General features: G+C 70.0%; 21 protein-coding genes. 9 read left to right on the top strand and 12 right to left on the bottom strand.

Features of this window, described 5'->3' with window-relative positions:
• Positions 1-35: 35 nt before the first annotated feature.
• Positions 36-200, bottom strand: a complete 165-nt coding sequence (locus BM360_RS19700; RefSeq protein WP_165611354.1) for a hypothetical protein — start codon at positions 198-200, stop codon at positions 36-38.
• 125 nt (positions 201-325) lie between these two features.
• On the opposite strand from BM360_RS19700, the gene BM360_RS17465 reads away from it, so the two are divergent.
• Positions 326-1,324, top strand: coding sequence for a ligase-associated DNA damage response exonuclease (locus BM360_RS17465; protein ID WP_093316617.1), 999 nt, complete (start codon positions 326-328; stop codon positions 1,322-1,324).
• A gap of 32 nt (positions 1,325-1,356) precedes the next feature.
• Entirely contained in the window at positions 1,357-2,019 is a 663-nt protein-coding gene (gene pdeM, locus BM360_RS17460; protein WP_093316614.1) for a ligase-associated DNA damage response endonuclease PdeM, read from the top strand.
• Between the two features lie 4 nt (positions 2,020-2,023).
• Here pdeM and msrA read toward each other — a convergent pair whose 3' ends face one another.
• From msrA to pabB, 4 genes are all read right to left on the bottom strand, one after another.
• Positions 2,024-2,707, bottom strand: a complete 684-nt coding sequence (gene msrA / locus BM360_RS17455) for a peptide-methionine (S)-S-oxide reductase MsrA (RefSeq protein ID WP_093316611.1) — start codon at positions 2,705-2,707, stop codon at positions 2,024-2,026.
• 100 nt (positions 2,708-2,807) lie between these two features.
• Positions 2,808-4,010, bottom strand: a complete 1,203-nt coding sequence (locus BM360_RS17450) for a pyridoxal phosphate-dependent aminotransferase (RefSeq protein WP_093316608.1) — start codon at positions 4,008-4,010, stop codon at positions 2,808-2,810.
• Positions 4,011-4,099: 89 nt separating this feature from the next.
• The gene (locus BM360_RS17445; RefSeq protein ID WP_093316605.1) at positions 4,100-4,825 is read right to left on the bottom strand and encodes a hypothetical protein; all 726 of its coding nucleotides are present in this window, start codon (positions 4,823-4,825) and stop codon (positions 4,100-4,102) included.
• A 47-nt stretch (positions 4,826-4,872) separates the two neighbouring features.
• Positions 4,873-6,696 (bottom strand): aminodeoxychorismate synthase component I, encoded by a 1,824-nt coding sequence (gene pabB, locus BM360_RS17440; RefSeq protein WP_207544637.1) that lies wholly within the window; start codon positions 6,694-6,696, stop codon positions 4,873-4,875.
• Between the two features lie 62 nt (positions 6,697-6,758).
• Here pabB and BM360_RS17435 point away from each other — a divergent pair, with 62 nt between their 5' ends.
• Both BM360_RS17435 and BM360_RS17430 read left to right on the top strand, forming a co-directional pair.
• On the top strand, positions 6,759-8,717 hold the full coding sequence (locus BM360_RS17435; protein ID WP_093316602.1) for a S9 family peptidase: 1,959 nt from the start codon (positions 6,759-6,761) through the stop codon (positions 8,715-8,717).
• Positions 8,718-8,761: 44 nt separating this feature from the next.
• On the top strand, positions 8,762-9,436 hold the full coding sequence (locus BM360_RS17430) for an MBL fold metallo-hydrolase (RefSeq protein ID WP_093316599.1): 675 nt from the start codon (positions 8,762-8,764) through the stop codon (positions 9,434-9,436).
• A gap of 6 nt (positions 9,437-9,442) precedes the next feature.
• On the opposite strand, the gene BM360_RS17425 is transcribed toward BM360_RS17430, so the two are convergent.
• Positions 9,443-9,865, bottom strand: a complete 423-nt coding sequence (locus tag BM360_RS17425; RefSeq protein WP_093316596.1) for an MAPEG family protein — start codon at positions 9,863-9,865, stop codon at positions 9,443-9,445.
• Between the two features lie 192 nt (positions 9,866-10,057).
• Here BM360_RS17425 and rpmF point away from each other — a divergent pair, with 192 nt between their 5' ends.
• The 5 genes from rpmF (at position 10,058) to BM360_RS17400 (ending at position 13,037) form a co-directional block, all read left to right on the top strand.
• Positions 10,058-10,237: a 50S ribosomal protein L32 gene (rpmF, locus tag BM360_RS17420; RefSeq protein WP_093317400.1), complete on the top strand. Its 180-nt coding sequence runs from the start codon at positions 10,058-10,060 to the stop codon at positions 10,235-10,237.
• 32 nt (positions 10,238-10,269) lie between these two features.
• The gene (gene plsX, locus BM360_RS17415; RefSeq protein ID WP_093316593.1) at positions 10,270-11,325 is read left to right on the top strand and encodes a phosphate acyltransferase PlsX; all 1,056 of its coding nucleotides are present in this window, start codon (positions 10,270-10,272) and stop codon (positions 11,323-11,325) included.
• Positions 11,322-12,302, top strand: coding sequence for a beta-ketoacyl-ACP synthase III (locus BM360_RS17410; protein WP_093316590.1), 981 nt, complete (start codon positions 11,322-11,324; stop codon positions 12,300-12,302). The genes plsX and BM360_RS17410 overlap by 4 nt, the downstream gene beginning before the upstream one ends.
• Before the next feature lie 70 nt (positions 12,303-12,372).
• Positions 12,373-12,672: an integration host factor subunit alpha gene (locus tag BM360_RS17405; protein WP_093316587.1), complete on the top strand. Its 300-nt coding sequence runs from the start codon at positions 12,373-12,375 to the stop codon at positions 12,670-12,672.
• A gap of 14 nt (positions 12,673-12,686) precedes the next feature.
• On the top strand, positions 12,687-13,037 hold the full coding sequence (locus tag BM360_RS17400) for a MerR family transcriptional regulator (RefSeq protein ID WP_093316584.1): 351 nt from the start codon (positions 12,687-12,689) through the stop codon (positions 13,035-13,037).
• Positions 13,038-13,040: 3 nt separating this feature from the next.
• Here the strand turns inward: BM360_RS17400 and BM360_RS17395 are convergent, their stop codons facing one another.
• From BM360_RS17395 to BM360_RS17370, 6 genes are all read right to left on the bottom strand, one after another.
• Entirely contained in the window at positions 13,041-13,571 is a 531-nt protein-coding gene (locus tag BM360_RS17395; protein WP_093316581.1) for a GNAT family N-acetyltransferase, read from the bottom strand.
• Positions 13,568-14,110: a SixA phosphatase family protein gene (locus BM360_RS17390; protein ID WP_093316579.1), complete on the bottom strand. Its 543-nt coding sequence runs from the start codon at positions 14,108-14,110 to the stop codon at positions 13,568-13,570. The genes BM360_RS17395 and BM360_RS17390 overlap by 4 nt, the downstream gene beginning before the upstream one ends.
• Before the next feature lie 49 nt (positions 14,111-14,159).
• A complete protein-coding gene (locus BM360_RS17385; RefSeq protein ID WP_093316576.1) occupies positions 14,160-16,871 on the bottom strand; it encodes an ATP-dependent DNA helicase in 2,712 nt (903 codons plus the stop codon).
• Positions 16,868-17,401 carry a hypothetical protein gene (locus BM360_RS17380; protein ID WP_093316574.1) on the bottom strand — a complete coding sequence of 178 codons (534 nt, stop codon included), beginning with the start codon at positions 17,399-17,401 and terminating at the stop codon, positions 16,868-16,870. Before BM360_RS17380 ends, BM360_RS17385 begins: the two co-directional genes overlap by 4 nt.
• Before the next feature lie 57 nt (positions 17,402-17,458).
• Positions 17,459-18,136: a hypothetical protein gene (locus tag BM360_RS17375; protein WP_093316571.1), complete on the bottom strand. Its 678-nt coding sequence runs from the start codon at positions 18,134-18,136 to the stop codon at positions 17,459-17,461.
• 91 nt (positions 18,137-18,227) lie between these two features.
• Positions 18,228-19,817: a lysine--tRNA ligase gene (locus BM360_RS17370; protein WP_093316568.1), complete on the bottom strand. Its 1,590-nt coding sequence runs from the start codon at positions 19,815-19,817 to the stop codon at positions 18,228-18,230.
• Between the last annotated feature and the right edge of the window lies 1 nt (position 19,818).

Below are 19,818 nucleotides of genomic sequence, written 5' to 3'. Positions count from 1 at the left end.
TCGGAAAAGGGCCGCTGAGTGTCAACTTCGTCAACCTAGCGCTGGACCTTGTTGGCCTCCGCCTTGTCCTGCCGGTCCTGCGCCTCATACAGGTCGCGCGTCGCCGCCTCGGTCCGGCCCTTGCCGCCCTTTTGCGCCCGGTTGCGCACCAGCGCCCACAGCAGGACCGCCGCCAGCAGGATCGGGCCAAGGATCGTCAACAGGCTCCACTGAAATCCGCCGGCTTCCATCATGCCCTCCAATGATCGTTTCGCTTGACCGACCAACGAAGAGACCGCGCGTAGGGTCCACCGGACCCGAAGCTTCGCTTTCCCGTTTAGCTGCGATGCCCCGCACCGCTGCCTGGATCGAGCCCCGCCGCGAGGGCATCTACCTTCCCGCCGCCGACGCCTGGATCGATCCCGCCGAGCCCAAGCCCCGCGCGCTCGTCACGCACGGCCATGCCGATCATGCCCGCGGCGGCCACGGCGCGGTGCTGGCCACGCCCGAGACGCTGGCGATCATGGGCGTCCGCTATGGGGACCAGAATGGCCAGCCGATCGCCTATGGCGAAAGCATCCGGCTAGGCGATGTCGACGTCAGCTTCGTCCCCGCCGGCCACGTGCTTGGTTCCGCCCAGATCGTGCTGGAGCATAAGGGCGAGCGCGTCGTCGTGTCGGGCGATTACAAGCGCCGGCCCGATCCGACGTGCGAGCCGTTCCAGCCGGTGCCGTGCGACGTCTTCGTGACCGAGGCGACGTTCGGCCTCCCTGTCTTCCGCCATCCCGACACGGGCGGCGAGATGGACCGGCTGCTGGCCGCGCTCCACGCCAATCCGGATCGTTGCGTGCTGGTCGGCGCCTATGCGCTGGGCAAGGCCCAGCGCGTGATCACCGAGCTGCGCCGCCGCGGCCACCACGATTCGATCCACATCCACGGCGCGCTCCAGCGGCTGTGCGATCTCTATGTCGAGCATGGCGTGGAGCTGGGCGAGCTGGCCGGCGTCACCGGCTTGAAGGCTGCGGATCTCAAGGGACGCATCGTCATGTGCCCGCCGTCCGCGCTCAACGACCGCTGGTCGCGGCGGCTGCCCGATCCGATCACCGCCATGGCATCGGGCTGGATGCGCGTCCGCCAGCGCGCACGGCAGCGCATGGTGGAGTTGCCGCTGATCCTGTCCGACCATGCCGACTGGGACGAGCTGACGACCACCCTGCGTGAAGTCGCGCCGTCCGAAGTGTGGGTGACGCACGGACGCGAGGAGGCGCTGGTCCACTGGTGCATGACGCACCAGATCAAGGCGCGCGCGCTCGATCTCGTCGGATATGAGGACGAGGACGATTGACCGCGGAGTCCGCCCGAGCGTAACGGCGGGTGATGGTTCCCTTTTCGTTCGGCGGACATGAGCTGATCGCGCTGCCGCAGGGCGCGCTCTACTGGCCCGCGCGCCAGGCGCTGCTCGTCGCCGATCTGCATCTGGAGAAAGCGAGCTGGTATGCGCGCTTCGGCCAGATGCTGCCGCCCTACGACAGCCAGGCGACCCTGGCCGACCTGACCGCGCTTGTCGCCGCGACCGGCGCGCGGGCGCTGTGGTGCCTCGGCGACAGCTTCCACGACCGCGCGGGGTGCGAGCGTCTGCCAGCCGACGCGCAGGACCAGTTGCGGCACCTGACCGGCACGCTCGACTGGACTTGGATCACCGGCAATCACGATGCCGGCATGCTCGACCATTGCGGCGGCCGGATCGTCGAGGAAGCGGTTGTCGACGGACTGGTGCTGCGGCACGAGGCCAAGCCGGCGGATCCGTGGCCCGAACTGTCGGGCCATTATCACCCGAAGCTGAGGCTGACGGTGAAGGGTCGCCATGTCGCACGGCGCTGCTTCGTCGCGTCACCAACCAAGCTGATTCTGCCCGCTTTCGGGGCGCTGACCGGCGGCCTCGACGCGCATCACCCGGAGATCATGCGCGCGGCGGGCAAAGGCGCGCAGGCGTTGGTGCCGGTGCGGGACCGGCTGCTGCGCTTCCCGCTCGCCGCCTGAGCGATCAGCCGCGGACCAGCACCGGCTGCGCGCGCCACAGCTTGGGATAGAAGCTGCGCAGCGCCGCCACCTTCGGCAGATCGTTGATGCGGATGTAGGCCGACTGCGGGTTCCGCGTCAGATAATCCTGATGATAGGTCTCGGCCGGGTAGAAGGGCTGCGCCCGCTCGATCCGCGTGACGATCGGCCGCGGCCAGACCCGCGCCTTGCCGAGCTGACTGATATAGGCGACCGCGACACGGCGCTGCGCCTCGCTCATCGGGAACAGCGCCGAGCGATATTGCGTGCCGCGATCGGGCCCTTGCGCGTTCAGCGTCGTCGGATCGGCGACCACCGAGAAATAGATCTGGAGCAGCTGCGCATAGCTCACCTGCCGCGGGTCGAAGGTCACGCGCACCGCCTCGGCATGGCCGGTGTCGCCGCCGCTGACCGCCTCATAGCCGGCGCGCCCCGTGGCGCCGGTATAGCCGGATACCGCGCTTTTCACCCCGCGAACGTGCTGGAACACGCCCTGCACACCCCAGAAGCAGCCGCCTGCGAACATCGCCGTCTCGCTCGGCGCCGGATTGCGGACGGAGAAAGCGGGGGCGGGGGCCTGCACCGCATGCTCCGCCTGTGCGGCGGTGAGCGCGATGGTGCCGGCGACGGTGAGGGCGAGCAGGCCTGACAGGATATGGGGACGCGACATGGCAAAACACTCCTTGCCCGCCCGATATGGGGCGGCACGAAGCGCTTGCCTATGATCTGCGTCGCACCGTGCGCTGCCGCACCGTGCCGCTGCCACCGCCTTAGCGGAGCGCCGCCACCGCCGTCTGGATGCGCGTGCACGCCTCGGTCAGCAGCGCTTCCGAGGTGGCGTAGCTGACGCGGAAGGCCGGCTCCACGCCAAACGCGCCGCCATGCACCGCCGCCACGCGCGCCTCGTCGAGCAGATAGCCGACCAGCGCCTCGTCCGTGTCGATCCGCTGGCCGCCCGGCGTCGACTTGCCGATCAGCCCGGACACGTCGGGATAGACGTAGAAGGCGCCTTCCGGCTTCGGGCAGCGTATGCCGTCCGCGTCGTTCAGCATGCCGACGACCAGATCGCGGCGCACCTGGAAGGCCGCCGCGCGCTCCTTCAGGAAATCCTGCGGGCCGGTGAGCGCCGCCACCGCTGCCGCCTGCGCGATCGAGCAGGGATTGGAGGTCGACTGCGACTGGAGCTTGGCCATCGCCTTGATCAGCCACTTGGGGCCACCGGCGAAGCCGATGCGCCAGCCGGTCATCGAATAGGCCTTGGAACAGCCGTTCACCGTCAGCGTCCGCTCGTACAGATCGGGCGCGACCTCGGCGAAGCTGGCGAAGACGAAACCGTCATAGACGATATGCTCGTACATGTCGTCCGCCATGACCCAGACGTGCGGATGGCGGCGGATCACCTCGGCCAGCGCGCGCAGCTCGTCGGCAGAGTAAGCGGCGCCCGTCGGGTTGGACGGCGAGTTGAGCAGCACCCACTTGGTGCGGGGCGTGATCGCGGCGTCGAGCTGCGCCGGGCTGATCTTGTAATCCTGATCCGCGCCCGCGCGCACGAAGACGGGCGTGCCGCCGGCGAACTGGACGATGTCGGGATAGGACACCCAGTAAGGTGCGGGGATCACCACCTCGTCGCCCGCCTGCACGGTCGCGACGAGGGCGTTGAACAGGGTGTGCTTGCCGCCCACGTTCACGCTGATCTGATCGGGCGCATAACCCAGCTGGTTGTCGCGCTTGAACTTGGCGGCGATGGCGGCCTTCAGCTCGGCCGTGCCGTCGACGTTGGTATACTTCGTCTTGCCGTTGCGGATCGCCTCGATGGCGGCGTCCTTGACGAAATCGGGCGTGTCGAAATCGGGCTCGCCCGCACCCAGGCCGATCACGTCGATGCCCTTGGCCTTCAGCTCCAGCGTTCGCGACGTCATGGCGAGCGTGGCGGAGGGCTGGATGCGATCCAGCGCGGCGGAGGTGAAGGTCATCGAGCACGGCCCCTTTCGCGAAACGCGCGGGCCTATAGCCAAGCAGCGCCGCTACGGCACCCAAGAAATCCTGCGCGTGGCCGAAATGGTCAGCGCAGCGCCGCCACGCGCCAGACGGTCTCGGGCGGCGTCCACGCCATCACCTGCGCCATGGAGGCATATTCCAGCCGCGGCGCGCCAGGCACGCGGCCCGCCTCCCACGCGGCGAGGCGCAGGCGCCAATCGTCGTAGCGCGCATAGGCATCGGTGAAAGGCGCCTCCAGCCGGGTGAGCGCGCCGGGCGCCCACGCGGCGAAGCCGGCCGTAGGTACCGCCTCCGCCTCGGTCACCACCGCGAGCGCCTCCGCACAGAAGCGCGCCGTGGCGACCGGCTGGGCGAAGAAATTGTAGAGGCGCGTGTTGAAGCCGTCATGCGCGCCGCGCCAATCCTTCGGCTCGCGGCTGCGAAACTCGGCCTGGACCGCCTTGTCCGCGGCGGCGAGCGATGCCTTGTGCGTCTTCAGGAGCCGGTTGTAGCCGGCGATCATGCCCGCTTCCTGCGGTCCGCGGCAGCCGAGTGCGGCGACGTTCAGTGCGGAGCGGACGTGCCATGCCGCTGCCGCAGCGGTGATGCCCTGGTTGATCGTGGCGTAGCGCCCGTCCGCCAGCCGCGCGGGAACGCGCAGCGTCTCGGGCAGATCCTGCGGCCGTTCGGGCCGGGGTGGGGGCGGTGGTGGCGTGACCGCCGCGACGGGCACCGGCGCGGGCGTTCGCGCACAGCCCAGCAGGAGGAGCGGCGACAGGCCGCAGGCGACGAGGTGGCGAGAGATACGCATCGGCCGTCCTCCGGAACCGGGGAGGCATGACCTTGCGCAGACAATGGTTAACGGGAGGTAAGTTCCGCCCGCATCAGACCGCGCAGCGCATTGCCGATGAGGAAGCCGCCGACGAGGTCCTCCGGGCGCAAGTCCGCCTCCTCCGCGCGGACCTCCGCCAGCAGGCGCGCGCGCAGCACGCCGGGCAACAGGCCGCGGGCGAGCGGCGGCGTGAGCAGGCGTCCGCCCCGCTCGACGAACAGGCTGGTGAAGCTTCCCTCCGTCAGGAAACCTTCGGGATCGACGAAGACGACCTCCGCCGTGCCCGCCGCCGCGCGCGCTGCGTCATAGAAGCCGCGGTCGCTCGTTTTGTGGCGAAGGCGCACGTCGCTCGGTGCCACCGGCAGCGGCACGATCGCAACGGCGACCGGCTCTGCCAGTGGCGCGGGGGCGGGCGCCGCCTCGATGGCGATCGCACCCGAGCGGCCGAGCAGCAGCCGCAGCCGGCTGGGCGCGCGCAGGCGGAAGGTGGCCGCCTGCAATTCGTTGCGCGCATCGTGCCGGTCGAACGCGAAGCCGAATGCGTCCGCCGACGCCTTCATCCGGGCAAGATGGCGATCCAGCTCAGCAATGCCCTCGCTGGGGTCGAACCGCATCGTCTCGATCAGGTCGAACGCCGGCTCTGCCGCGCTCATGAACGCGGCCTTGGCAAGGCATTCGCGCCACTCGTCGGCCGCCACCGAGTCGGCGACGATCCCCGAGCCGAGCCCCAATGTCGCATGCTCTTCCCCCTGGCCCAGCACGAGCGTGCGGATGGCAACATTGAAGCCGCCATTCCCCGCCGGATCAAGCCAGCCGATCGATCCGGTGTAGGGGCCACGCGGATGCGGCTCCAGTTCGGCGATGATCTCCATGGCGCGGCGCTTGGGTGCGCCCGTCACCGAGCCGCAGGGAAAAGCGGCGGCTAGAAGGTCGACCGCGTCACGGCCCGGAGCGAGGCGGGCAATGACGGTGGAGGTCATCTGGTGGACGGTGGGATAGGTCTCCACCGCAAACAGGTCGGGCACCGAGACGCTGCCGGGCTCGGCCACCTGCGCCAGATCGTTGCGGATCAGGTCCACGATCATCAGGTTCTCCGCGCGTTGCTTCGGATCGGCGGCGAGTGCGGTCGGATCGGCGGAGGCGGGCAGGGTGCCCTTCATCGGCCGCGCGGTGAGCGCGCCATCCGCCGCGGTGAAGAACAGTTCGGGCGAGCAGGACAGCAGCCAGTGGCCGCCCGTCCACACGATCCCGCCCCAACCGCCGCCGCCCGTCGCACGCAGGCGAGCGTAAAGTGCGCGCGGATCGCCCGCCACACGCACCGAGGCAGCGAAGGTGAGGTTCGCCTGATAGATGTCGCCTGCGGCGATATAGTCGAGGATGCGGGCGACCGCCCCGGCATGCGCGGCCTCGTCGATCCGCGGGCGGACGGGCCCGGCGCAGGCCCCCGCCGGATCGGGGAGCCATGCTGCGATCCCGGCCGGGTCGAGCAGGCGCACCCGATCGAACAGGCCGACCCAGAGGATGGGAGGCGCCCCACCGTCATGCTGAACTTGTTTCAGCATCCACCGGGAGGCTCGATCCTGCGGCTTAGTGCCTGGCTGCCCGGTGAACCCCGAAACGAGTTCAGGGTGACGCGTGTGGAGCGCAGAAAGCGTGTATCCCGCCTCATAGCCGAGGAACCCCGCGGCGTGTGCCCCTTCCGCCAAAGCCTCCCGCAGCCGCTCCAGCGCGGGCGCGACCTCTTCCGCCGCATGCGCCACGATCACCTCGCCCGGCGCCTCGTAGAGCCGCGGCGGGCCGCCCGCGGCACGCACGTCGTCGAGCAGCACGAAGGGGGCGGGGAGCGTCATGCGGCGCTGTTGCCGCGGGTTGGGGGCCTTCGTAAACCGGGAAGCGAAAGGGGATCTATCCCATGCCTCGCGTCGCACCTCGCCTGATTCTCGGCCTTAGCGCCTTGCTGCCGCTCAGCGCCGCAGCCGCCGCGGTGGAGAAGCCGGCCGCGCTCGTCGCGGACGGCACGCCGCCCGTGCCCGAGGCGCTCGCCGCCGCAACGCGCCCCTATCTCGAATATCGCAGCGCCGGCTTCGTCGGCTGGAACCCGGTCGATCGCTCGATGCTGATCGCCACCCGCTTCGCCAATGTGGCGCAGCTGCACCGCGTGGCGGCGCCGGGCGCAGATCGCCGGCAGATCAGCTTCGAGGCCGAGCCGCTCGGCAATGGTGCGTGGGCGCCGAAGCGCGGCGACGTGCTGGTCGTGCAGAAGGATGTCGGCGGCAACGAATTCTTCCAGCTCTACACGCTGAGGGATGGCCGCCTGACGCTGCTGACCGACGGCAAGAGCCGCAACGAGTTCGGCGGGTGGGACAAGGAGGGGGCGCGCGTCGGCTATTCCTCCACCCGCCGCAACGGGACGGACAGCGACCTCTACGTCATGGATCCGCGCGATCCTAAGTCGGACCGGCTCGTGGCGCAGGTGAAGGGCGGCGGCTGGCAGATTGCCGACTTCGCGCCCGGCGGCACCAAGGCGGTCGTCACCGAATATGTCTCGGTGCAGAAGTCCAATCTCTACGAGCTGGATCTCGCCAGCGGCAGGCTGACGCCGATCAGCGATCCGCAGGCGACGGTCAGCTACGGCGCGGCGCATTACGCACCCGACGGCAACCTGTGGGTGACGAGCGACGAAGGCTCCGACTTCCAGCGGCTCGGCACGCTCGATCCGCGCAGCCGGCGCTTCACCGCGGTCAGCCGCGAGCCGAAATGGGACGTGGATACGTTCGCGATCGCCGAGGATGGCCGCTTCATCGCCTATGTCGTGAACGAGGCGGGCGCCTCGCGCCTCAAGCTGCTCGATCCCAGGACCGGCGCGGTGCGGCCGGTGACGCAGCTGCCGCTCGGCGTCGTCTACGGGCTGGAGGTCGCGCCGTGGGGCACGATCGGCCTGACGCTCGCCTCCGCCCGCAGCCCCGCCGATTCGTGGAGCGTCGATCCGCGGACGCTGGCGGTGACGCGCTGGACGCAGAGCGAGACGGGCGGCCTCGATCCTGCGCGCAACGTCGAGCCGCGCCTGCTCAGCGTGCGCAGCTTCGACGGGCAGGAGGTGTCGGGCTTCCTCTATCAACCCGACCCGGCCAGGTTTCCGGGCAAGCGGCCGCTGCTGGTCAACATCCATGGCGGGCCGGAGGGGCAGTCCACCCCCGGCTTCCTCGGCCGCAACAATTACCTGCTGAACGAGCTCGGCATCGCCCTCTTCTACCCGAACGTCCGCGGCTCGACCGGGTACGGCAAGACGTTCGTCGGGCTCGACAACGGGCCGTTCAAGCGGGAGGATTCGGTCAAGGACATCGGCGCCTTCCTGACGGCGCTGGAGAGGGAGCCGGCGGTCGATCCCAAGCGGATCGGCGTGACCGGCGGCAGCTATGGCGGCTACATGTGCTATGCCAGCGCGATCTTCTACCGCGACCGGCTGAAGGACGCGAACTGCGTCGTCGCCATCTCCAACTTCGTCACCTTCCTCCAGAACACGCAAAGCTATCGCCGCGACCTGCGCCGTGTCGAATATGGCGACGAGCGCGTGCCCGCGCAGCGCGCCAAGCTGGAGGCGATCTCGCCGCTGACACGCGTGAAGGAGCTGACCATCCCGCTGATGGTGGTGACCGGCGGCAACGATCCGCGCGTGCCGGCCAGCGAGGCGGACCAGATCGTCAAGGCGGTCCGCGCGCAGGGCGGCACGGCGTGGCACCTGCTCGGCCGGAACGAAGGCCATGGCTTCGGCAAGAAGGAGAATCAGGACTATCAGTTCTGGACGTCGCTGCTCTTCTGGCAGCAGACGTTGCTGGGTGATGCGCCGAAAGCGACGGCCACGGGCGAGTAGGCCGGGGAGTTGCGTCGCCGCGCCGCAGCCGCCATCTCGGCGACATGACCGATCACCCGCAAGAACACCTGCTCAGGGCCGCGATCATCCCCGTCACGCCGCTCCAGCAGAATTGCACCCTGCTCTGGTGCACCCGCACGATGAAGGGCGCCTTCATCGATGCGGGCGGCGATCTGCCGCGGCTGAAGGCGGCGGCGAAGCAGCATGGCGTCACGATCGAGAAGCTGCTCGTCACGCACGGCCATATCGACCATTGCGGCGGCACCGCGGTGCTGGCGGCGGAGCTTGGCGTGCCGATCGAGGGGCCGCACGAGGGCGATCGCTTCTGGATCGAGCAGCTGGCGGTGGACGGCGGCAAATATGGCATCCCCGGCCAGTCGTTCGAGCCGGATCGCTGGCTGGAGGATGGCGACCAGGTCACCGTGGGCGAGCTCGTCCTCGATGTGCGCCACTGCCCGGGGCACACGCCGGGACACGTCGTCTTCCATCATGCGCCGTCCAGGCTGGCCATCGTCGGCGACGTGCTGTTCCAGGGATCGATCGGGCGGACCGACTTTCCGCGCGGCAATCACCGCGACCTGATCGAGGCGATCACCGGGCGGCTGTGGCCGATGGGCGGCGATACCGCTTTCGTCTGCGGCCACGGGCCCATGTCGACCTTCGCGCGGGAGCGGGCGAGCAATCCGTTCGTCGCCGATTCGGTGCTGGCCCGCGCCTGATCGCGCTCAGCCCGCCGGCACCAGCTCCATCGGCGCCGCCGTGCCGAGATAGGGGATGGCGAGCGCCCACGCGGCCAGCGCCAGCAGCACCAGCCAGCTGACGAGGATGCCGCCCGCGCGCAGCGGGTTGGGCGCCGGCCGGTCCATTCCGAGCGGATGCGCCAGACGCGCCAGCAGGAAGGCAATGGCGAGCAGCCACAAGGGCAGGCTGGTGCCGCGGGCGAACTCGATCAGGCCGATCAGCAGGACGGCGAAGGGCGCATATTCGACGAAATTGCCCTGCGCGCGAATGCGGGCGACCATCGCCGGATCGCCGCCGTCGCCGATCATGATCTTCCGCGCGATCCGCAGCTGCGATATGCGCCCGGCCAGCCAGAGGTTCAGGATCGTGGCGGCACCGGCGGTGGTGAGCGCGATCGGCAGGATCATGGCGGCAGGCTCCTTACGGGTGTGGCCAACCCTGTCATGTCGGTCTCGGGGTTGCAACGCAGCGCCAAATCGCTATAGGTCCGCCCCTCGCGACGAGCCCGGGCGCTTGGGTCCGCGGTCCGATCAGGACGGCGGTGCCAACGACTGACGCTCGTCGCTTCTCTTTTGCAGCTGTTCGAACAAGGTGCCGAGATGGCCGTCCCCAAGCGAAAGACCTCGCCCTCGCGGCGCAACATGCGGCGCAGCCACCATGCGCTGAGCGTCGAGGCGTTCCAGGAATGCCCGAATTGCGGCGAACTGCGCCGTCCGCACAATCTGTGCACCGGATGCGGCCACTATAATGGCCGAGAGATCGTGCCGACCGAGGCCTGAGTCGCGGCATTACCACGGGGGCTGGTTGCAGGATGACGGGCGCGCCGCGGATCGCCGTTGATGCGATGGGCGGCGATCGCGGCCCGGCGACCACACTGGCCGGTGCAGCGCTCGCGCTTCAGCGCCTGCCGGAGCTTCGCTTCACCCTGTTCGGGGATGAGGCGGTGCTCGGGCCCGAACTGTCGCGCCACGCTGAACTCGCGGCCGCCGCCGAAATCGTCCACGCGCCCGATGCGGTGGCGGGGGACGAGAAGCCCAGCCAGGCGATCCGCCGGGCGCGGACGACCTCCATGGGCCTTGCGATCGATGCGGTGAAGCGCGGCACGGCGGATGGCGCGGTGTCCGCCGGCAACACCGGCGCGCTGATGGCGACGGCCAAGCTGGCGCTGCGCACCATGGCCGGGATCGACCGGCCGGCTCTGGCCGCCCTGCTGCCGACGATCGGTGATCGCGATCTCGTCATGCTGGATCTCGGCGCCAACACCGAGTGCGACGCCCGCAACCTCGTTCAGTTCGCAGTCATGGGCGCGGTCTATTCCCGCATTGTCGTGGGTCTGGCCGAGCCGCGCGTCGCGCTGCTCAACATCGGTGCGGAAGAGATGAAGGGCACCGAATCGCTCCGCGATGCCGCTCAGCAGCTGCGTGCGGCGGATCACCTGCCCCTCGACTTCATCGGCAATATCGAGGCGGACCGGCTGGGCCGCGGCGAGGCGGACGTGATCGTGACCGACGGCTTTTCCGGCAATATCGCGTTGAAGACGATGGAGGGCACGGCCCGCTTCGTCACCGATCTGCTGAAATCCGCCTTCCGCTCTTCGCTCCGCTCCAAGATCGGCTTCCTGATCTCGCGGCCCGCGACAGAGCTGCTGCGCCACCATCTCGATCCAAACAACCATAATGGCGCCGTCTTTCTCGGGCTGAACGGCATCGTCGTGAAGAGCCATGGCGGCGCGACGCCGGCGGGCTTCGCCAATGCCATCGGTGTCGCGGTGAAGCTGGCGCAGGCCGACATCAGCCGGCTGGTGGCGAATGATCTCGCCAATGTGCGCCGCGATGTGGCGGAACCCGGCCGGGGAGCCGCCGCATGAGGCGCGCGGTGATCACGGGCTCGGGCTCGGCCCTGCCGCGCACGCGCGTCTCAAACGCCGATCTGGCCGAGCGGGTCGATACATCTGACGAGTGGATCGTCGAGCGCACCGGCATCCGCTTCCGCCACATCGCCGAGCCGGACGAGACGACGGCAACGCTGGGTGCGGAAGCCGCCCGCCGCGCGCTGGAGGCGGCCGGGATCGCGCCCACGCAGGTCGGGCTGATCGTGCTTGCGACGGCGACACCGGACCAGACCTTCCCCGCATCCGCCACCAAGGTGCAGGAGATGCTGGGCGCGGGCGATTGCATCGCGTTCGACGTGGCGGCGGTCTGCTCGGGCTTCCTCTACGCTTTGTCGGTCGCCGAGAGCATGATCCGCGGCGGCGCGGCCGACACCGCGCTGGTGATCGGCAGCGAGACGTTCAGCCGCATCCTCGACTGGGAGGATCGCACCACCTGCGTCCTGTTCGGCGACGGTGCGGGCGCGGTCGTGCTGCAGGCGGAGGATGGCCCGGCGGAGAATGACGATGCCGCCGCGCGCGGCATCCTCTCGGTCGCGCTGCACGCCGACGGGCGGCACAACCAGCTTCTCTATGTCGATGGCGGGCCCTCGACCACGGGCACCGTCGGCAAGCTGCGCATGCAGGGACGCGAGGTGTTCCGCCATGCCGTGACCAACCTGTCGGCGGTGCTGGGCGAAGCGCTCGGCAAGGCGGGGCTGGCCGTCTCTGCGGTGGACTGGGTGGTGCCGCATCAGGCGAACCGCCGCATCCTCGATGCGACCGCCAAGAAGCTGGGCCTCGCGCCCGAGCGGGTGATCGTGACCGTCGACGAACATGCGAACACCTCGGCGGCGTCGGTGCCGCTGGCGTTCGACAAGGCGGTGCGCGACGGCCGGATCAAGCCGGGCGATCTGTGCGTGTTTGAGGCGATGGGCGGCGGATTTACCTGGGGGGCGGCCGTCATCCGCTTGTAATCGCGGGCGGACCTGCGCAATCTTCGATCTTTGGGAGGAGCATGCTGTGCCAGACGGGGAGGGCGGTATCATGGTGGAAGCGGGCACCCTGACGCGGGCGGACCTGGCCGATGCCGTGCATCGTGATATCGGCGTCAGCCGTGCCGACGCCGCGCGCATGGTGGAAAGCGTGCTCGCCCATATGTGCCAGGCGCTGAGCGAGGGCGAGAACGTCAAGATCTCCGGCTTCGGCAGCTTCGTGCTGCGCGACAAGGGCGAGCGCGTCGGCCGCAATCCCAAGACCGGCGTGGAAGTGCCGATCGCACCGCGCCGCGTGCTGACCTTCCGTGCCAGCCAGATGATGCGCGACCGCATCGTGCAGGCGGGCTGAGGCCGCATGGATCGATGACGGCGAAAGCCGACGGCGCCTTCCTGACCATCTCCGAACTCTCGACAGAGCTCGGCGTGCCGCAGCATGTGCTGCGCTATTGGGAAACGAAGTTCCCGCAGCTCAAGCCGCTGACGCGTGCGGGCAACCGGCGTTATTACCGGCCGTCGGATGTGGCGCTGGCGCGTCGCATCCACACGCTGCTGAACCTGGACGGCTACACGATCCGCGGCGTTCAGCAGCTGCTGGAAGCACCGGTCGCCGCGACGCCGCCCGCCGCCACCCCGCTGGAGCCGCCGATCGATTCGCGCGTGCGGGACGAGTTGGCGGCGATCCGCGCCCTGCTGGCCCGCGCGCTGGCGGAATAAGGATCAGTCGAGCGGCTTGGCCCACACCTGATCGGTGGAGCCGAAATCGCCCGTCATGAAGGTGCGCCTGAGGCCCGTATCCGTATAGCCAAGGCGGGCGTAGAAGCCTTGGGCCAGCAGATTATGCTCGTAGACACTGAGCAGCAGCCGCTGCGCGCCGCGCGCCCGTGCCTCCACCTCCGCCGCCGTCATCAGCGCGCGGCCGCGCCCGCCGCCGGCCCAGCGATCGAGCAGGTAGATGCGTTTGAGCTCGAGATCGTCCGGCCCGGCTGCATCCTCCAGCGCGGGCGGGCACAGCATCGCATAGCCGACAGGCGCGCCGAGCGGCGTCTCCAGCAGCCAGAGCGCGTTGGCGGGATCCGCCAATGCCGCGGCGTACCAGGCCTCGCCATGATCGCCCCGTGCATGCGCGACGAGGCCGGGGCCGGGATGATCGTGCGCAAAGGTGTAGAGGAAGGTCGCGCCGCCGATCAGCGACAGCGCCGCCGCATCGCCAAGCCCGGCGCGCCGCAGCAGCGGCTCGGGCAGCGTCATGGCTGGCCCGGGCCCAGCGCCGGATCGAGATCGCGCGGACGGACGAACCGGCCGAGCGTGCCGCCATTCTCCGCGACCGCATCCCAGCTCGCCACGTCGAAGCGCAGCTCGACGAACGAGGCGGTCGGCAGCTTCTCCTCGATCTCGTCGCGGGTCATGTCGTCCTCGCGGTCGGGCACGAGCAGCAGCACCAGCTCCTCCAAACCCGGATTGTGGCCGACGAGCAGCAGGCTGTCCGAGTCGTTCGCGGCATCCTGTACGATGTCGAGCAGCGCGGAGGCGGAAGCGAGATAGAGCCGCTTGTCCCACACGGGCGCCAGCGTGGCACCGCGGCCCGCCGCCACCTCGTCCAGCGTCTCGACGACGCGGGTCGCCGGGCTGGCGGTCACCCGGTCGAAGACCAGCTTCTCGTCGCGCAGATAGCGGCCGATGGCGCGGGCGGCGCGCTTACCCTTGGCGTTGAGCGGCCGATCGAAATCGCGGGCGACGGGATCGTCCCAGCCCGATTTCGCATGGCGCAGCAGGAACAGTCTCTTCATCCTCGTCCCTCACCCAGCGCCGGCCCGCGCGCCTGATGCCGCAAAGCCGTTACGGATGAAAGATAGGCGTCGCGGCACCTGCGACCGGCGCTTCCGCTGCCGCGACCGCGGCGACGGCGGCATCCAGCGTCACGCGCCGCACCGGCACGCCCCGCGGAAAGGCATCCAGCAGCCGCGACGGCGTGGCGGCGGAGAGCAGCACGAAGCGGCCCTTGTCCCCGGCGGAGCGGATCAGCCGGCCGAACGCCTGCGCCAGCCGCGCGCGCACCACACGGTCGTCATAGGCTGTGCCGCCGCCGACCGCGCGCCGCGCACCGTGCAGCACGGTCGGGCGCGGCCAAGGCACGCCTTCCATGACGACGAGCCGCAGCGAATGGCCGGGCACGTCCACCCCGTCGCGCAGCGCATCGGTGCCGAGCAGCGACGCGCGCGGATCGTCGCGGAACAGATCCACCAGCGTGCCCGTGTCGATCGGATCGACATGCTGGGCGTAGAGCGGCAGTCCGGCGCGGGCGAGCCGGTCGGCAATGCGGGCGTGTACGGCCTTCAACCGCTGGATGGCGGTGAACAGGCCGAGGGTGCCGCCGCCTGCCGCCTCGATCAATCGCGCATAGGCAGCGGCAAGCGCGGGCGTATCGCCGCGGCGGATGTCGGTGACGATCAGCACCTCGGCGGCGCTGGCATAATCGAACGGGCTCTCCACCGTCACGCGCCGCGTCGGCACGTCGAGGTGGTTTGCGCCGCTGCGCGCCTCGGCATGAACCCAGCCATCGCTGCCGCCGCGCAGCGTCGCGGAGGTGACGATCACGCCGTGCGCGGGTTTCAGCACCGCCTCCGCCAGCGGTCGCGTCGGATCGAGCCAGCGGCGGTGCAGGCCCATGTCCCACTCGCGCCCCTCGACGCGGTCCACCGCCAGCCAGTCGACGAAGTCCGGGTCCGCCGGCCCGCCCAACCGCGCGAGCAGTGCGATCCAGGCGGCGATCAGCTGCCCGCGCCAGGCCAACCCCGCCAGCGCGCCTTCGACGCGCGCGCGGGCCGGGCCGTCGAGCCAGTCGGGCGCGTCCTCCAGCACATGTTCCAGCCGCCGGCCGAGCACCGCCAGCGGCCGCGCCAGGGCGTCGAGTGCGGTGGCCGCCTGGCCTGCCGCCTCGACCAGCGCGCCCGGCAGCTCGATAGCGGCGATTTCCAGCCCGTAGCCCGCATCCTGCGCGTCGGCGCGGGCGAAGACGGTGGCACGCACCTCCGCCAGCAGGCTTTCGACGGGGCCGAGCGGCAGGCCTTCGCCCAAGCGCCCCAGCCACCCGTCGGCAGGCAGGCCTTGCGCTGCCGCCAGCGCTGCCTCGATGGCGAGGCCGCCTTCCTCGTCATAGGAGGCGACGTCGGACAGGCGCGCGGCAAGCCCGCGACGACGGCCGCGGGCGCGCGATTCGGGACCGGTGATCCAGCGGCGCAGCTCGATCGTCTCCTGCCCCGTCAGCGCGACTGCGAAGGTCGAATCGGCAGCGTCGAACAGGTGATGGCCCTCGTCGAACACGATGCGGGCGAGCGCGCGCCCCTCGTTCCGGCCGCGTGCGGCAAGCAGCATGACGAGCGCGTGATTGGCGACGACGATGTCTGCCCCCGCGCTGGCGCGGACCGAGCGTTCGATGAAGCAGCGGCGGTAATGCGGGCAGCCGGCATAGATGCACTCGCCGCGCCGGTCGGTCAGCGCGGTCGAGCCGGCACGGCGGAACAGCGTGGGCAGCCAGCCCGGCAGGTCGCCGCCCACCATGTCGCCGTCGCGCGTATAGGCCGCCCAGCGGGCGACGAGCTGCGCCAGTACCGCCGCGCGGTTCTGGAAGCCGCCCTGCAGCGCATCCTCCAGGTTCAGCAGGCAGAGATAATTTTCCCGGCCCTTGCGAACGACCACCTTCTCGCGCCGCGCCGCCGGGTCCGGATAGGCACGCGCGCTCTCGCGGTCGAGCTGGCGCTGGAGGGCCTTGGTGTAGGTCGACACCCACACCGGCCCGCCCGCATCGCTGGACCAGAGCGAGGCGGGCGCGAGATAGCCGAGCGTCTTGCCGATGCCGGTGCCCGCCTCGGCCAGCAGCAGGTGCGGGCGCCCCTCGGCGATCCGCGGATCGAAGGCGCGCGCGGCGGCGGCGGCATAAGTGCGCTGCCCGGGACGGGGCTCGGCACCGGTGCCGACCAGCGTCTCGAGATGGTCGAGCGTCTCCGTCTCGCTCAGCACGACGGGCCTGGCCGGCGGCCTTGCAGGCTTGTCCTCCCATTCGGGCAGGCGCGAGAACAGCCAGCGCTCGGGCCGCTCGGGCCGGCGGATGCTGCGGCTGAGCAGCTGTGCCCATGGCCAGCGCAGCCGGGCGAGCGCCTGGAGCGTGGCATAGGCGCCCTCACGCTGCGGCCAATCGGCACGAGCGACGGTCGCCAGCAACGTGTCCGCGGCGTCGAGCAGGAAGGGCGCTTCCTCGCCTTCCGCCGGCACGCGCAGGTTCAGCGCGCGGGCGAGCCCGGCGGGGGTCGGCACAGCAAAGCGCGCGGGATGGACGAAAGCGAACAGCTCCAGCAGATCGAGGCCCGACACTTCCGGCAGGCCGAGCCGGGCGGCAACCATCGGCGCGTTGAGCAGGATGGTCGGCGTGTCGGCGATCCGCGCCACCGCCTCGCCGCGCCCGACGGCGCGGATGGCGACGCCCTCTTCCCCCCGCTCGGCCAGCCAGAAGCCGACATGGGTGGCGTGCAGCGCCGGCAGGGACGGGATCATGCCTGGCCGAGCGCCGCGACGAAGCGGTGCGCCTGCGGCAGTCGATCGAGATGGATGTACCCGTCCTCACCCGCGGGGTCGTCGGGGTGGAGCAGGATCGCGGCATTGCCACGGCCGAATCGGTCCGTGTCGCCGAGGATGCCGCCATGGACGCGCGACAGGCCGATCTCCATCAGCGGCTCGGCCGACCAGGGCAGGGTCCAGATCACGCGGCGGTCGGTCACGGTCAGGCGGATGAACGGGGCCATCAGGATACCGCGGGCCATGCCGTTCGATCGGCGGATCAGCGTCCACAGGATCGCCAGCGCCGAGCCGACAAGCACGCCGCTGGAGATAAGCGCGAAGGCCCAGCCGCTGGGGGTGCGCGGATGGGGCCACCAGATCGCCCAGAGCAGGATGGTGAGCGCCGAGCCCTGCATGAACAGAAACAGCACCGCCATGCCCGTGCCCGACGGCAAAGCGAGCAGGCCCGGCCGCGCGACGTAGCGCACCGTCTCGACAGGGGTGAAGCGGGTGGGAAGCGCCGGCATGGACTGCCGGTATATGGGGTTAATCGTGCCGCTGGAAAGGCGCGGACCCGTTACGGTTCAGCCAAGCTTGCCGAATGGCAGCAGCCGGCGCGCCATCTTCTGCGCGGCGGCGCCGTTGCCTGCTCGCAGCAGCGGCAGGATGGCGGCGGCATGCTGCTGGAGAATGCGGTCGATCTGAGTCGGCGCGGCTGTGCGCGTGGCCTGTTCGGCCAGCGCGGCGGCCGTGGCGGTGTCCTTCGCGTCCAGCCGCACGCGCATCAGCGCGGCCAGCGCCGGAAACATCGCACGATTGCGGCCGAGCGCCACCGCCCGGTCGACCGCGGCGAGGCCGGTCGCGCGCTTGGCGCCGAGCACCGCGCCCGCGATCATGCCACCCAGATCCTCGATCGCATCGAGATGCCAGCCGCCAATCAAAATTTGCGGCTCGGGATCACGCGGATCGGCCTGCGCCAGTAGTTCGAACATCCGCTTCGCCGTCTGCGCGTCGGCCCGGCTGCGGGCGAGCTTGGCGCGGTAGCCGATGGCGATGGCGCGGTACATCTGCGCGTCGCGATCCTGCGGGTTCCGCGCCAGCACCGCGCGCGCCTGTGCCTCGGCGGCGTTGATTTTCTGGAGCGCGGCGGCCTTGTCGGGGGTGGCGAAGGCCGCCTCGGTCAGCGTCTCGCGCGGACCGGCCAGGGCGGGTGTCGCAAATCCGATCGCCACCACCGGCACCAACATCGCAATCCGCCGCATCCCACGCTCCTTTGATTGGCCGCGGCAGGCTGGCGCGGGTCACATCGGTCAACAATCCGGTAAGCGAACGCGCCTTGCCCCAAGCGGTTGCTCAGCCCCGCGCGGCGAGCGCCTCGGCGATGAGGCGGCGGCTGTTCTCGACGCCGTAGAGCGCGATGAAGCTGCCCATGCGCGGGCCCTGGCTCGATCCCAGCAGCGTCTCGTAGAGCGCCTTGAACCAGTCTCGTAGGCCTTCCTTGCCGTAATGCGCCTTGCCGATCTCGTAGACGTGGTTTTGCAGGACCGCGGCGGGATCCTCGTCGGCGCGGCCGGTGCCGTCGTCCTTCGCCAGCACCGCATCCAGCTCGGCCAGCGCAGCGGCCTCCTCGGGCGTCGGCGCGCGGCGCTGGGGTGGGGTGCCATAGTCGCGCTCATAGGCGAGTGCGTGGTCGACCAAGGCGGCCAGCGCCGGGTGCGTTTCGGGGCTGAGCGCCGCATCGTAGCGCTGGAGGAAGCCCCACACCGTCTCCGCATCGCCGACGCCGGGCAGGCTGACGAGGTTCAGCAGCAGCCCGAACGTCACTGGCAGCCCGCCCGTCGGCACGGGGAAGGGGATGTGGTGGACGGGGTTGCCCAGCCGCTGCTCGACCGGCTGCGCGGCATAGCGATCGACCGACTGCCAATATTCGTCGATGGCGCGCGGGATGACGCCGATATGCAGCTGCTTGGCCTTTTTCGGCTCGCGATAGGCGTAGAAAGCGAGGCTCTCGGGCGGGCCATAGGTCAGCCACTGGTCGAGGCTGAGGCCATTGCCCTTGGACTTGGAGATCTTCTGCCCGGCCTCGTCGAGGAACATCTCGTAGTTGAAGCCCTCGGGCGGGCGGCCGCCCAGCACGCGCGCGATCTTGCCCGATTGGATGACGCTGTCGATCAGGTCCTTGCCCGCCATCTCATAGTCGACGCCGAGCGCGACCCAGCGCATCGCCCAGTCGACCTTCCACTGGAGCTTGGCCTTCCCGCCCAACACCGATTGCTCGATCCGCCGGCCCTCATCCTCGAAGGCGATGATCCCGGCCTCGGCATCGATCACCTCGACCGGCACCTGCAGGACGATGCCGCTGGTCGGGCTGATCGGCAGAACGGGGGAATAGGTGGCCTGCCGCTCGGCCCGGAGCGTCGGCAACATCACGCCCATGATCGCATCGAAGTGGCGCAGCACGCCCCTCAGCGCCTCGTCGAAGCGGCCGGACGTGTAGCAGTCGGTCGCCGAGACGAACTCGTAATCGAAGCCGAAGCGGTCGAGGAATTGCCGCAGCAGCGCATTGTTGTGGTGCGCGAAGCTTTCATGCGTGCCGAACGGATCGGGGATGCGGCTGAGCGGCTTGCCGAGATGCTCGGCCAGCATCGCCTGGTTCGGCACATTGTCCGGCACCTTGCGCAGCCCATCCATGTCGTCGGAGAAGGCGACGAGCCGCGTCGGCACGTCGGACAGCTCGGCAAAGGCGCGTCGGACCATGGTGGTGCGCAGCACCTCGTTGAACGTGCCGATATGCGGCAGGCCCGACGGGCCATAGCCGGTCTCGAACAGGATGTGGCCCTTGGCCGGTGCGCCATCGGGATAGCGGGCGAGGAGCTTGCGCGCCTCCTCATAGGGCCAGGCCTTGCTCGCCATCGCGGCGGCGCGGAGCGCGGGATCGATCATG

The sequence above is a fragment of the Sphingomonas jatrophae genome, assembly GCF_900113315.1.
Taxonomy (GTDB): Bacteria; Pseudomonadota; Alphaproteobacteria; order Sphingomonadales; family Sphingomonadaceae; genus Sphingomonas_P; species Sphingomonas_P jatrophae.
The sequence above is the reverse complement of the archived record's forward strand: the minus strand, read 5'-3'. Positions and strand labels throughout refer to the sequence as shown.

What these genes read in the sequence shown, in the direction of transcription:
- BM360_RS17465 (WP_093316617.1), top strand. Translation starts at nt 326, where the DNA reads ATGCCCCGCACCGCTGCCTGGATCGAGCCCCGCCGCGAGGGCATCTAC.
- pdeM (WP_093316614.1), top strand. Translation starts at nt 1,357, where the DNA reads ATGGTTCCCTTTTCGTTCGGCGGACATGAGCTGATCGCGCTGCCGCAG.
- msrA (WP_093316611.1), bottom strand. Translation starts at nt 2,707, where the DNA reads ATGTCGCGTCCCCATATCCTGTCAGGCCTGCTCGCCCTCACCGTCGCC.
- BM360_RS17450 (WP_093316608.1), bottom strand. Translation starts at nt 4,010, where the DNA reads ATGACCTTCACCTCCGCCGCGCTGGATCGCATCCAGCCCTCCGCCACG.
- BM360_RS17445 (WP_093316605.1), bottom strand. Translation starts at nt 4,825, where the DNA reads ATGCGTATCTCTCGCCACCTCGTCGCCTGCGGCCTGTCGCCGCTCCTC.
- pabB (WP_207544637.1), bottom strand. Translation starts at nt 6,696, where the DNA reads ATGACGCTCCCCGCCCCCTTCGTGCTGCTCGACGACGTGCGTGCCGCG.
- BM360_RS17435 (WP_093316602.1), top strand. Translation starts at nt 6,759, where the DNA reads ATGCCTCGCGTCGCACCTCGCCTGATTCTCGGCCTTAGCGCCTTGCTG.
- BM360_RS17430 (WP_093316599.1), top strand. Translation starts at nt 8,762, where the DNA reads ATGACCGATCACCCGCAAGAACACCTGCTCAGGGCCGCGATCATCCCC.
- BM360_RS17425 (WP_093316596.1), bottom strand. Translation starts at nt 9,865, where the DNA reads ATGATCCTGCCGATCGCGCTCACCACCGCCGGTGCCGCCACGATCCTG.
- rpmF (WP_093317400.1), top strand. Translation starts at nt 10,058, where the DNA reads ATGGCCGTCCCCAAGCGAAAGACCTCGCCCTCGCGGCGCAACATGCGG.
- plsX (WP_093316593.1), top strand. Translation starts at nt 10,270, where the DNA reads ATGACGGGCGCGCCGCGGATCGCCGTTGATGCGATGGGCGGCGATCGC.
- BM360_RS17410 (WP_093316590.1), top strand. Translation starts at nt 11,322, where the DNA reads ATGAGGCGCGCGGTGATCACGGGCTCGGGCTCGGCCCTGCCGCGCACG.
- BM360_RS17405 (WP_093316587.1), top strand. Translation starts at nt 12,373, where the DNA reads ATGGTGGAAGCGGGCACCCTGACGCGGGCGGACCTGGCCGATGCCGTG.
- BM360_RS17400 (WP_093316584.1), top strand. Translation starts at nt 12,687, where the DNA reads ATGACGGCGAAAGCCGACGGCGCCTTCCTGACCATCTCCGAACTCTCG.
- BM360_RS17395 (WP_093316581.1), bottom strand. Translation starts at nt 13,571, where the DNA reads ATGACGCTGCCCGAGCCGCTGCTGCGGCGCGCCGGGCTTGGCGATGCG.
- BM360_RS17390 (WP_093316579.1), bottom strand. Translation starts at nt 14,110, where the DNA reads ATGAAGAGACTGTTCCTGCTGCGCCATGCGAAATCGGGCTGGGACGAT.
- BM360_RS17385 (WP_093316576.1), bottom strand. Translation starts at nt 16,871, where the DNA reads ATGATCCCGTCCCTGCCGGCGCTGCACGCCACCCATGTCGGCTTCTGG.
- BM360_RS17380 (WP_093316574.1), bottom strand. Translation starts at nt 17,401, where the DNA reads ATGCCGGCGCTTCCCACCCGCTTCACCCCTGTCGAGACGGTGCGCTAC.
- BM360_RS17375 (WP_093316571.1), bottom strand. Translation starts at nt 18,136, where the DNA reads ATGCGGCGGATTGCGATGTTGGTGCCGGTGGTGGCGATCGGATTTGCG.
- BM360_RS17370 (WP_093316568.1), bottom strand. Translation starts at nt 19,817, where the DNA reads ATGATCGATCCCGCGCTCCGCGCCGCCGCGATGGCGAGCAAGGCCTGG.